This window comes from Neisseria sp. RH3002v2f (assembly GCF_014596375.1).
Lineage (GTDB): Bacteria > Pseudomonadota > Gammaproteobacteria > Burkholderiales > Neisseriaceae > Neisseria > Neisseria cinerea.
The window spans coordinates 1-11,478 of the sequence record NZ_MAYZ01000023.1; the positions used below are offsets into that span (position 1 = coordinate 1).

Here is an 11,478-nt window from a genome sequence, read left to right on the forward strand (position 1 = left end):
GTCCGAGCAGGACGGCTTTGAACATGGACAACAGTGGATAGGCGGGACGGCCGCGGTGGTCTCTAAGGTAACGGGTTCTTTGACGATTCAGGTACTGTTCGATCGGTTGCCAATCAATCACCTGATCTAATTTCCACGTTGGTAATTCTGCTACATCAAAAAGACTGGCGGCACCGGTTGGCAAACCGTGCTGAAAAATCCCGAAAAAGTGAAAGCCGTGATTTACTACGAACCCGGCACCGAGTTTGTTTTTCCTGAAGACGACTTGCCGAGCGTCGCCACTTCCGCTAACGACGCTGCCAACATTTCACTCTCGCAGTCTATCAGTGCCGAACGCTTCGCCCTGCTGACCAAAATGCCCATCGTCATCTACTTACGGCGACTACATTTCGGCAGACAACCCATATTGGCATCACGGCGTCGGATTAAGCGCATCCATATGGCGCAAGCCTGTCAACCGCCACGGTGGCGAAGCCAGCGTTGTGTGCTTGCCTGAAATCGGCATACGCGGCAACAGCCATTTCGCTTTTGCCGAAGCAAATAACGTGGAAATCGCTGATGTGTTGGAAAACTGGTTGGCAGAAAAAAGGATTGAAATAAGAGTAAATAAAGGGCTGGCTCTTGAAAGCAATTCATACAAATCCTGCACTAATTATGTAAAATATAGGGCTATTATTATTCAATTACAGGTACTATTTTTACGTATTTCAAATAATTATGTTGCTTTTAATTTATAATACATTGAAACTATTTTAATTTTATTTTTACAGTTTCTATTATATAGAAACAACCGTTCTGAATTCTATATACTTGAATTTTTTAAAAAATAAATCATTAAAACTCAGAGAAACCTTATATAGCAAGGTTTCTCTTTTTTTACACATATTTTGGCTTTTGTTATCTTCTTTGTTAGTATTTATATATATTTACGCTGTAAATTTAGTAGATATGTATAGACTAGAAACAATCCTGTTTTCAAATGGAGAACGCTTTTCCCCGTTAGTTAATGAGAAAACTGGTATATTGGCGGGAGTAATGTGCAGTTTCTCGATATAGCCTTCCTCATCGGTACGGTATGTTGTTTGTAACCGAGTTTGTAGAAGCCGTTTTTCTTTGTTCAACGGGCATCTTTATCTTTGCTCGGTGTGGTTTGGCTGCTGACTTGTCCTTCTTCATCGACTTCTATGGCCTGACGCTGTTTGCTGCCAGCGGTCTGAATAATGGTGGCGTCAATGACGATGGCGGATACCTTCTCTATTTTTAGGTTTTTTTCGGTCAGTTGGCGGTTAATCAGTTCCAGCAATTCGGACAGGGTGTCGTCTTGCGCCAGCCAGTTACGGTAACGGCATAAGGTGCTGTAATCGGGAATGCTCAGTTCGTCAAAACGGCAAAACAGGTTGAAGTCGATGCGGGTGATGAGGCTGTGTTCGAGTTCGGGATCGGAGAGGCTGTGCCATTGTCCGAGCAGGACGGCTTTGAACATGGACAACAGGGGATGGCGGGACGGTCGCGGTGGCCTCTAAGGTAACGGGTTTTTTGACGATTCAGGTATTGTTCGATCGGCTGCCAATCAATCACCTGATCCAACTTCAATAGTGGGAAGCGGTCGATATGTTTGGCAATCATGGCTTGTGCGGTTTGCTGGAAGAAGGTGGTCATGAGAAATCCCCTAAATGTCTTGGTGGGAATTTAGGGGATTTTGGGGAGTTTTGCAAAGGTCTCAGTTCAGCGCGGTGGTGTAGGCAAACGCGGATTGTTCGGAAACAGGTGCATTTGCGCCTTGCTCTTTACCGAACGAGGCAAAGGCTTCTTTGTTGAACGAAATAATCGAACCGCCGGAACTTTGCCCGCCAAACACGCCTTTAATCGCCGGATGCAGCCGTGCAATCGGAGCGGTGTCGCCGCTAATCAGGCACAAACCCTCGAGTGCTTCGTCGCTTTTCAGGCAGCCCACCCACAAGGTTTGTGCGGCTTCGCGTTCATGGATAAGTGCGGTCGGTTTTTCAAGAGAAAATGCAATGTTGGCATCCAGTATTTCGTCAGGCAGATTTTCGGCAGCGAAATTTTCAGGTAGCCAGTTTTGCAGAAAACGGCACAAGGCTTGCAAGCCTTCATTGTCGCTGTTTTGCAGTAAATCGAGATGGTATTGCTTAAAGGCTTCAAAAGTTTTTTCAGACGACGTAAACGGTTTTTCTTTGGCTTCGGCTTTGTTTTTATTGGCTTCCACGCCGAGCGTGTATGCGGTTTTATCCCACAAAAAATTCGGTTTGATGCCTGATGTGCGTTTTTCAGGGCGCGGCACACTCATCAGCTTCGACTGCGGCTTTTTATCGGTGGTCAGATTCGGCACAACGGTTTTCAGACGGCCTTCTTTATCCAACACCAAAATCCAGCCGATTTTTTCCTCGCTAAAACCATAAGGCGGCACTTTCGGGTTGCCCATGTCATCAGTTTTTGCTGTCAAACGGCGGGTAATAGCGGGCAAGGGATGCAAGAATCATGCTTTTACCTCCTCGGCGTAAAACGGCGGCACATCAATCGCGCCCTCTTTTCATTTCCGCGCGGAAAAAATGCGGCGTGTTGCCGTGGTCAAAATCAATGTCGTGCAGCATCCAACCCAAATCGCGGTTTGCCTCGCTTTCCGATAATGCCGACGGCGGCAGCGGTTCACCCTCGTTAATCAACGCAAAATAGGCAGGAAACTCACGCACGCCCAAACAAGGCTGCTGAAAACATTGCCCTTTTTTCACACGGCGTTTAAACATCTCAATATGCTTGGTAACGGTCTCATTCACCCCCGCTTTTGCCGTCAGCACCGCATGGGCTTCAATCACATAAGCCACGTCTTTAAGCACCGTCACCGCGCGCTGCTGGCGATCGTCTTCAATCAGCGTATATAAATCGGCAACGCTCTTACGCTTCATCGCGCCGCTGACCTTACCCGCTGAAATCTTGCCGCCCAACTCATTGCGCCGCACCGACTCAAACCGAATCGGCTTCAACACATAAATTCGGTCAATCACCCAGCGAATCGCAGGCTTCCAATGCACCGCCGCCAAAATCCCGCGCGCCGCCGATGGCGTGATGACATCATAAGACACCCGCTCCACCTTCATCTCCGGACGGGTAAAACAGGCATAATCGCCCCAAATGTGTAGGCGGATTTGGTTCATTTGGCTCTCCTTTGAGTTGGAAAGTGCGGTTTCAGACGACTTTATTTCTCTTCGATAGAATCATCAAAACTTCATATATCATCAGCATCGTTACATAATAAAACACCCGCTCCTCGTTGAATAAATGAATAGGAAGCGGGTTGATTTAAGCCATAAGAAACGAATAATTATTTGAAATAGAACTGTAATTAACTAGCCATTTTCACTTTTGGAATTCCTTCTTCTGGAATGAGTAAATCTTGGCTGAAAAACATAATTTCATTTCCAATATAGCGTCTTTGAGCTGAATAGTTTAATCCATAGCTTAAAGACTTGCTCATTTGATACATAAAACAAATTTCTTCTGTATTGTCATAGGATACAACCCAGGGATATTTAAAGTTACTTTGTTGAATTACCTTTGAAATAGCAACATGGTCATCATGTTTGTAATAATTTCGATATAATCCTTTTCCTTTTACGTAATAAGGTGGATCCAAATAAATCAATGATTTTTCTGGAAGAAATTCAGAACAATTACTTAATAAAGATAAGGAGTCTTCACAATAAACAGAAATATCGTTTTTCCGTTTGGCTATTTCAATAATGCGTAATGTAATATCATCTTTGTTGAATCGTGCATCAAGTTTATATATGCCTGTTTGTTGCTTTCCTCCAATTACACCGGCCTTTAAAATACCTGAACGATTAGTTCTATTCATGAATAAAGTTGCAAAACCTTTTTCAACCAAATTTGCATCACATTCATTACGTAAAATTGAACGCCACTTGAACCATTCATCAATAGTAATAGGAGTGGATTCAAGCAAATGTAAAATTTCATCAGAATATTGAGTTACTGATTTCCAAAAAGCGTAAACTGCTGGATCAGCATCATTAATATGGATATGTTCCGCATGCCCATTAAATAATAAATTTAGTGCGACACCAGCACCTCCAGCATACGGTTCAAGATAATGCCCACCAGAAACGCCATTTAATTCCATTACTTTTGCTATAAAAGGAGAAAAAGATGCTTTTCCTCCCGGATAGCGTAACGGGCTATATAATCTATTCGTTTTCATCTCTATGATTTACTCTTTTCAGTTTTACGTTCAATGCTGATAGCTTTGCGGGATCAACAGAGTATCCTTTCTGCATAATATGACACATCGTGTTTTTGAAATCGTTTAAAAACTTGTTTACTAATTCAGGATTTTCACTAATCCAAGCTACCCATGGATTGTAAGCTTTGTGATTTGAATGACATAAATTATGAATAGTTTCATTCTTATAAAAATTTTTAAAAATATCTCTTGCCGATTTATCTTCTTGCCGCTTATTTCTAGTATAACTCTCTACCCTTTCTTTTATATTCACTTCATTACCAGTAATCGAAAATGCACTAGTCACTTCTCTAGCAAGATTTGTAAAAACAGATCTTGAAAAATTTAGCTCATTCTGCCAATAAGGGTGGTCGTCTCTTAAGTTATACAAATATTCAAAAATTAACTGGTCTGGTGGTAAATGACCAGGTAATAAAACAATCGTTTTGTGACGTTTATTTACCTTTGTCTGTTGATCTGCATCTAGACAAACGATGCTTTTCTCTGAAAACTCTGTAACTTTTTTGTTTATAAGTTGAAAATAATTTGAACAGCCAAGAGTAATATCATTCATTGAAGATGTAAATTTCTTAATCGGTTGTCTATTCATTATCGCAGCAAATAAATCAGAAGCCTCCCTATCTTCAAAATAAACATTAATTTTTGGCAAATTTATTGTTGAATTAAGAGGGGTTATAGTTGCCAGTAAGTCAGCATTAATTTGCGCCCAAGACCAATCATGTTGTACCTGTATATCGCCGTACGTATTGCTTAAATAGATGGTTTTATATCTTTGTCTAAATTGCTTACTTTTTTCAAAAGCATATTCAATTAAAACTGGAGAATGTGAGGTCATAATAACCTGTAAATTAAGGTCTCTACATTCTCTTTCCAGTATCTTTAATAGATTGATTTGAGCAGTTGGAAATAACCCAGCATCCGCCTCATCTATTAACAACAATCCTCCTTTGTAGTCTGTATACTCTTCTTTAAGTTTCCTAAATGACATCAGTGCTAATACAATTTGTCCAGCATTGTCTTCTCCTGCCGACACAGATTCTTGATCATAATTATCACCATAGGAAACAGCAGAACTAATCGTGCCCCCTGTACCAATAGCATTAGCTGAACTTCTATTTAAAAGTTCATTTGTCAGATTAATAAACTCTTGTTTATGGGTATTTAGATAATCAAAATCCTTAATTTCATAAGTTCGATCAGTAATAGGATAAAGTCTTTTTAAGCTTAAGAAGATAACAGGATGAGTAAAATTTCTACTTGTATTAGCTCCTCCAGGTGCTGTACTGTTATTTCTAACAACAGCTCTAGGTACGTCCCCACGTGTCATTAATTCTAATCTTGCGGTTGCATCCTGATTTGTATAACCATCTTTGAGTTCTATGGAAACTTTCATTGAACCCGGCACATCAAATGCCTGCGAAATTCTAAAATGATCACGATACTTTGATTTAAATGGAAATCCTGTGATTTGTTTATAGGAAATTGGCTCATCTTTGACATAATCCTTATCAAAGCTAAAAATCTGAGCAGCAATTCCTAAAATTGAAGACTTCGATGTACCATTTTTCCCACATATAACAGTAATAGCATCTCCAAATTCAACCTCTAGGTTCTTTAAAGCTCTAAATTTTTCAATAATTAATTTTTTTAGTTGTGTTTTTATAGTCATATAATTCCTATATAAGGAATAATTGAGTTATTGAATAATTCTAATTGTTGCATTTTACCTTGGTGATATTAAAAAACCAAACTCTCCCCCTTCAAAAACTCCACATCCTCCCAAGAAAGCCCCGCCACTTCATCATACAAATCCAGCCCAATCAGCGTATAAAACTGTTTGCCGAAGTTTTTCTCGTTAATCGGTTCGATACGCCCTGCTTTATATAAAGCAGCGAGGGCTTTTTCGGGGATTTGGACGGTGTAGTGTTGCAGTTTACGCAGTAGTCCGCCAATGTGGTCGGCGTGGTGCAGGCTGTTAATGAGGCTTTCGGCATCAACATCAAACGGAATAATCAGCGGCTGCATATGGCTTTCAATCATGCGGAATTTGTCGGCGATGGTTTGGAATGGGAAGCGGCGGCACAGGCAAAGTTTTGGGTAGCTTGATTTCTTGCAGCCATACGCTATCGAGTTCCGGAATATCTTTACCGAATTGCAACGCCAAACGTTGTTTCAAGGTGTTGCGGTTATCACCCTCGCCCGCACCGTTTGCCAAACCGGCATGATGCCCCGCAATGCAAAACGCCATGAGCTTGCCGATAGCAATGCTGCCCCAACACTCAAAAGCGATTTTTGCCCCGGCGGTAGAATGGTCGGCAGGCTTACTCCCGCCATTTAATCTATCCTGAAATTCAAGCGAGTATTTTCCTAAATCGTGTAGTTGCCCGGTGTGATAAGCAATGTCTTGCGCGTCGAAAACTTGGGCAAAATTTGCAGCCGAATTGCCGACATTTTGGGCGTGGGATTGAAGGGTTTGCCAGTGTTCGTAAGGCAAAAGGTTGCAGAATTGGCCTTGGGCGGAATGAGCATAATAAACCTTCATCTAAACTCCTTATTTTTACAATTAAATTTTGATATTCTAAGAGACCTTTGCAAAATTCCTTTCCCTCCCGACAGTCGAAACCCCAACACAGGTTTTCGGCTGTTTTCGCCACCAATCACTCCCTAACTCTACCCAAATACCCCCTTAATCCTCCCCGGATACCCCATAATCAGGCATCCAACCGCCTTTTAGGCAGCAACAGGCGCACTTAGCCTGTTAGCTGCTTTCAACAGGTTTAAACACATCGCCTTCAGATGGCTTTGTGCACTCACTTTGAGCAGCCCGAAATAGGTTGACCGCGCATAGCGGAATTTACGGTGCAACGTACCAAAGCTTTGTTCGACCACATAACGGGTTTTCGACAAATATCGGTTGCGTTCTCTTATATCCTTTTCTGTCAAGTAAGGGGGTGCGAAATGCCTAAATTGATTTGGCAGGGCAGAGAGCAAGTCTTGCAACATCATCTTAATGGTGTTTGAAACCGAGAAATTAGAAGAATCGTATTCGGTAGGAGATATACTGGGAAGATTGAAAAACTGGTAAATCACTCTATTGATTGAGTTGGCGGTCTATATGTTTAATGTAGGCAAACGAGAAGGAATCATGTATTTCATGATTCCTTCTTAAATTCCTGTGTCAATCTAATATCAAAACACAGCCATATTTTTGTAGTGATCAACTAATTCAACAGTTCCCGATAGGTTGTTTTTGTTAAAACAGGCGGCAAACCTTGATTGTAACGATGTGGGCGAACAAAATTGTAATACATCACATAATCTCTCACATCGTCCATCACTTGCCCTAAAGTTAAATAACCGCCTTCTTGCATCCACTCATATTTGAAACTACGGAACCAACGCTCCATTGGGGCATTATCCCAACAGTTACCTCGGCGACTCCTACTTTGGGTTCTATCGCAAAATGATAATGAAGTTACACAAGTTATGATTTCAAAACTTTCAGAGATAGATGTCATGATGGCGTCTCAAATATTGAATTTATTGGAAAAACATAATTTTGTGAAAAGAAAAGAACATTCAAGAGATACAAGAGCAAAAGTTGTTATTTTAAACAAAAAAGGAGAAGAAATATTACAAACAGCTGTTCCGTTAATTGAGCAAATTGATGAGTTATTTTTCGGAAAGTTGGATAACGACAAAGAACAATTTAAGCATTTTCTTGTTAGATTAAACAAAGAATAAGAATATTATTTATGGAGTTGTCAATTTTGATAGCTCCATACTACATTTGAAATTCAAAAATAGGGCATAGCTATAGAACAGAAATTTATTCAAGAGAATTATTTACACCAAAGTATAGAAGTCCTCTCTCTGTTTTTTATTCTCAAAAAGTAAAACAGAGAACATAAATGGTTGGCTCTTGAAAGCAATGTGTAAAAATTTTACGTTAATATTGTAAAATATAATGACATGACATAATTACTCTGTTGTCGGGGTTATTTTTACGTATTTTTAAGGAAAGTATCAATATTTTATTACAACAAGTTGAAATAATTATAGTTTTATTTCTTTCGTTATATAGAAACAACCGTTCTGGCGGGGAATGGCATATTGAATTGCAGACTCTGCCGGTAACGGCAGGGTCTGATTTTTTTGATAAGCAATCTGCTATAATGACGCATTTCCACATGTATAAAGCGGTAAATCGGACGGCGTAGTTTCTACGCCTTTTGTGTGTATTTTTTCGGTATCCTGCATTACTGCTGTTTGATGCCGTCTGAAAACGGTTGCCCGAGGGGACGCTGCCTTCCGGGTCAGAGTGTTTATGTTGAAAAAATGGTTGAATAAAATACTTCCTTCCGGGCGCGGTGGCAAAAAAGCGGAAGGTAAAACGGTCATACCTTTGGAAAGGCACAACATCCGTGCCGAAATGTTGAGTTTTGCCGCTGAGAAAGTCATATGCCGTCTGAAGGAGGCAGGCTTCCAGGCTTATGTTGTCGGGGGGGCGGTCAGGGATTTGCTGCTCGGTATCGAGCCTAAAGATTTCGATGTGGCGACCGATGCCACTCCGGAACAGGTGCACAAACTTTTCCGCCGCAGCCGCATTATCGGCAGGCGTTTCCAAATCGTTCATGTGATGAACGGTGCGGAAGTGATTGAGGTAACGACTTTTCGGGGCGGTGCGAAAGTACATCAGAATGCACGCGGCAGGATTATGAAAGACAATACCTACGGCAGTATCGAAGAAGATGCCATGAGACGCGACTTTACCTGCAACGCGTTGTATTACGATCCGGAACAAGAAGAAATTTTGGATTTCCACAACGGCATGGACGATATTGCCGAACGGAAACTGGTGATGATCGGTAATGCCGCCGAACGGTATCAGGAAGACCCTGTCAGGATTTTAAGGGCAATCCGCCTGTCGGGGAAATTGGGATTCGAATTGTCGCAAGCGACCGCCGGGCCTATTGCTGAATCAATAGGCCGTCTGAAACACGAGCCGGTGGCAAGGCTGTTTGATGAGATTATGAAGTTGTTGTTTTCAGGACACGCGCGCGAATGCTTGAAGTGTTTGAAAGAATTTGATGTTCCTGATGATATCCATCCCCTGTTTAATGCGCTGAATATTTCAGACGGCATGGATGGGAAAATGATAGGCCTTGCCCTTAAAAATACCGACGAACGCTTGCGCGCCGACAAATCGGTTTCGGTCGGCTTCGTGTTGGCGGCGTTAATGTGGCCGGAATTAAACCGCCATTGGAAAGTAAACCTGCAACAGGGTTTGAAACCTTCACACGCCTTGTCGGAGGCGATGAATACCTTGCGCGATACGGTTGAGCGTGGTTGGGGCGTTCCCCAGCGTTTTTCTGCCACTATGCGTGAAATTTGGTTGTTTCAGCCGCAGTTTGAAAACAGGAGGGGGACAAGGCCGCATAAACTGTTTGCACAAGCGCGTTTCCGTGCCGCTTATGATTTTCTGATACTGCGTGCGGCAGTCGGTGATGCGGACCGTACGCTTGTCGATTGGTGGACGGCGTTTCAGACGGCATCACCTGAGCAGAGGGCCGATATGACCAAAAATCAGCCGTCCGTCCGATACGGCAAGAATGAAGGGCAGGCTAAAAAACGCCGCCGCAGAAGGCGTAAACCTGATCAGGGTTCTGTAGGTGCGAATCAACAATAATGGTTAACGGACGGTGAGTAATGCCGGAAAGGTTTCCGACTGCATATGCCCCTATCTTGGAAACGGTATAAATTCTTTAGAATCAGGCTGTTTAATAAATTTGCCCTGTGTACAGCGTTGTTTTGTTTTGGTAGGCGTTTGAGCAGCCGATTAGAATTGTATGATTGATTGGTTTTTAATCTCTTGAGCCAATAAAATGGATGCCGTCTGATTTTTTCAGACGGCATTTTCTATTTTTTCGTTGCGGGCGCATTGGATTGCGTCGTCTTTTGCCGTCCAGCGGTTTGGGTCGTACAGGTTTAATAGCCGATGCCGCCTTTAAATATGATGGCGCACAGGGCGAGCGTGTCGTCTGTGGAGAAAGTGAGGTTGGTGCGCAATTGTGAAATTTCGGCGAAATTTTGCATGGACGGAGCAATCAGGTGCAGGAAGGACAATCGGGCAGATGAGGGCAGTCAGATAAAACGGATACGGAATCCTGCTTCCGTATCCGTTTTTGTTTGTGCGGTTGATTGTGCATCAAGGTTCAGACGGCATCCGTATCAGCCGTGCTCTGCCGATTCGTAGGCTTCAACGATTTTTTGCACTAAAGGATGTCGGACGACGTCTTCACTGGTAAAGGTGTGGAAATACAGGCCTTCTACATCGTGCAGTTTCTCACGTGCGTCTTTCAATCCTGATTTGATGTTTTTGGGCAGGTCAATCTGGCTGATGTCGCCGGTAATGACGGCTTTCGCACCAAATCCGATGCGGGTCAGGAACATTTTCATTTGTTCGGGCGTGGTATTTTGTGCCTCGTCGAGGATGATGTATGCGCCGTTGAGCGTCCTGCCGCGCATATAGGCGAGTGGGGCAATCTCAATCAGACCTTTTTCAATCAGCTTGGTTACACGGTCGAAGCCCATCAGGTCATAGAGGGCATCATAAAGCGGACGAAGGTAGGGATCGACTTTCTGGGTCAGGTCACCGGGCAGAAAACCTAGTTTCTCACCGGCTTCGACGGCAGGCCGGACTAAAACGATGCGTTCGATTTGGTGTTTTTCCATTGCGTCAACGGCGGCGGCAACGGCAAGATAGGTTTTGCCCGTGCCTGCGGGCCCCAGCCCGAATACGATATCGTGGTTGAGCAGGGCGCGGATATAGCCGTTTTGTCTGGGTGTCCTGCCGCCGATGCTGCCGCGCTTCGTACGGAAATAATAGGCGTGGTCATGGTTTTTTTCTTGATGACCGGCATCTTCGGTTTGGGCTTCGACGGCGGCAAGCCTGATGTCGCCGTCGTTTAGGTCGCGCGTCTGCGCCGTTTCCAAGAGTTTGAGCAGTGCGCGTTTGCCGGCGTGTGCAAATGTGCCGTTGAAAGTGAAATGTTCAAAACGGCGGCTGATGTGGATATCGAGTGCTTTGGCAAGTAAATCAAGGTTGTTGTCAAAAGAACCGCACAGACGCTGCAACGCCAAGTTGTCGGTTTCTTCTAAATGCAGGTGGACGGTATGTGTCATATGAAGGTCCGAAT

The 11,478-nt window shown here is 43.2% G+C and carries 8 protein-coding genes and 6 pseudogenes; 4 read left to right on the forward strand and 10 right to left on the reverse strand.

Translation table 11 applies throughout. The features are described from left to right. Positions 1-199: pseudogene (locus BBW69_RS07010) on the reverse strand (IS5/IS1182 family transposase); the annotation flags it as partial. Between BBW69_RS07010 and BBW69_RS07015 the strand changes: the two are divergent. Together BBW69_RS07015 and BBW69_RS10000 are read left to right on the forward strand one after the other, a co-directional pair. Then, positions 188-496, forward strand: a complete 309-nt coding sequence (locus BBW69_RS07015; protein ID WP_223169971.1) for a hypothetical protein — start codon at positions 188-190, stop codon at positions 494-496. The pseudogene BBW69_RS07010 and the gene BBW69_RS07015 overlap by 12 nt on opposite strands. Further along, positions 483-737: a hypothetical protein gene (locus BBW69_RS10000; protein WP_223169972.1), complete on the forward strand. Its 255-nt coding sequence runs from the start codon at positions 483-485 to the stop codon at positions 735-737. Before BBW69_RS07015 ends, BBW69_RS10000 begins: the two co-directional genes overlap by 14 nt. Before the next feature lie 285 nt (positions 738-1,022). Here the strand turns inward: BBW69_RS10000 and BBW69_RS07025 are convergent. From BBW69_RS07025 to BBW69_RS07060, 8 genes and pseudogenes are all read right to left on the reverse strand, one after another. Beyond that, positions 1,023-1,659 (reverse strand): annotated as a pseudogene (locus tag BBW69_RS07025) (transposase); the annotation flags it as partial. Positions 1,660-1,723: 64 nt separating this feature from the next. Continuing rightward, positions 1,724-2,501, reverse strand: a pseudogene (locus tag BBW69_RS07030) (type I-C CRISPR-associated protein Cas8c/Csd1); the annotation flags it as partial. Further along, positions 2,498-3,173: pseudogene (gene cas5c / locus BBW69_RS07035) on the reverse strand (type I-C CRISPR-associated protein Cas5c). The pseudogenes BBW69_RS07030 and cas5c, both read right to left, overlap by 4 nt. A 188-nt stretch (positions 3,174-3,361) precedes the next feature. After that, the gene (locus BBW69_RS07040) at positions 3,362-4,237 is read right to left on the reverse strand and encodes a DNA adenine methylase (RefSeq protein WP_188210858.1); all 876 of its coding nucleotides are present in this window, start codon (positions 4,235-4,237) and stop codon (positions 3,362-3,364) included. Further along, positions 4,224-5,948, reverse strand: coding sequence for an ATP-dependent endonuclease (locus tag BBW69_RS07045; protein WP_188210859.1), 1,725 nt, complete (start codon positions 5,946-5,948; stop codon positions 4,224-4,226). The genes BBW69_RS07040 and BBW69_RS07045 overlap by 14 nt, the downstream gene beginning before the upstream one ends. A gap of 68 nt (positions 5,949-6,016) precedes the next feature. Beyond that, positions 6,017-6,821 (reverse strand): annotated as a pseudogene (locus tag BBW69_RS07050) (CRISPR-associated endonuclease Cas3''). 188 nt (positions 6,822-7,009) lie between these two features. Next, entirely contained in the window at positions 7,010-7,285 is a 276-nt protein-coding gene (locus BBW69_RS07055) for a transposase (RefSeq protein WP_325047942.1), read from the reverse strand. 215 nt (positions 7,286-7,500) lie between these two features. Further along, positions 7,501-7,731: pseudogene (locus BBW69_RS07060) on the reverse strand (integrase core domain-containing protein); the annotation flags it as partial. A gap of 34 nt (positions 7,732-7,765) precedes the next feature. Between BBW69_RS07060 and BBW69_RS07065 the strand changes: the two are divergent. Together BBW69_RS07065 and BBW69_RS07070 are read left to right on the forward strand one after the other, a co-directional pair. Next, on the forward strand, positions 7,766-8,023 hold the full coding sequence (locus BBW69_RS07065) for a MarR family winged helix-turn-helix transcriptional regulator (protein ID WP_255489359.1): 258 nt from the start codon (positions 7,766-7,768) through the stop codon (positions 8,021-8,023). Between the two features lie 583 nt (positions 8,024-8,606). Next, on the forward strand, positions 8,607-9,968 hold the full coding sequence (locus BBW69_RS07070; protein WP_188210860.1) for a polynucleotide adenylyltransferase PcnB: 1,362 nt from the start codon (positions 8,607-8,609) through the stop codon (positions 9,966-9,968). A gap of 542 nt (positions 9,969-10,510) precedes the next feature. On the opposite strand, the gene BBW69_RS07075 is transcribed toward BBW69_RS07070, so the two are convergent. Next, positions 10,511-11,464, reverse strand: coding sequence for a PhoH family protein (locus tag BBW69_RS07075; RefSeq protein WP_188210861.1), 954 nt, complete (start codon positions 11,462-11,464; stop codon positions 10,511-10,513). Positions 11,465-11,478: the final 14 nt, after the last annotated feature.

Bases quoted from the DNA above. Each gene is read 5' to 3' on its own strand.
- BBW69_RS07065 (WP_255489359.1), top strand. From the start codon at position 7,766: ATGATTTCAAAACTTTCAGAGATAGATGTCATGATGGCGTCTCAAATA.
- BBW69_RS07040 (WP_188210858.1), bottom strand. From the start codon at position 4,237: ATGAAAACGAATAGATTATATAGCCCGTTACGCTATCCGGGAGGAAAA.
- BBW69_RS07055 (WP_325047942.1), bottom strand. From the start codon at position 7,285: ATGATGTTGCAAGACTTGCTCTCTGCCCTGCCAAATCAATTTAGGCAT.
- BBW69_RS07075 (WP_188210861.1), bottom strand. From the start codon at position 11,464: ATGACACATACCGTCCACCTGCATTTAGAAGAAACCGACAACTTGGCG.
- BBW69_RS07045 (WP_188210859.1), bottom strand. From the start codon at position 5,948: ATGACTATAAAAACACAACTAAAAAAATTAATTATTGAAAAATTTAGA.
- BBW69_RS07070 (WP_188210860.1), top strand. From the start codon at position 8,607: ATGTTGAAAAAATGGTTGAATAAAATACTTCCTTCCGGGCGCGGTGGC.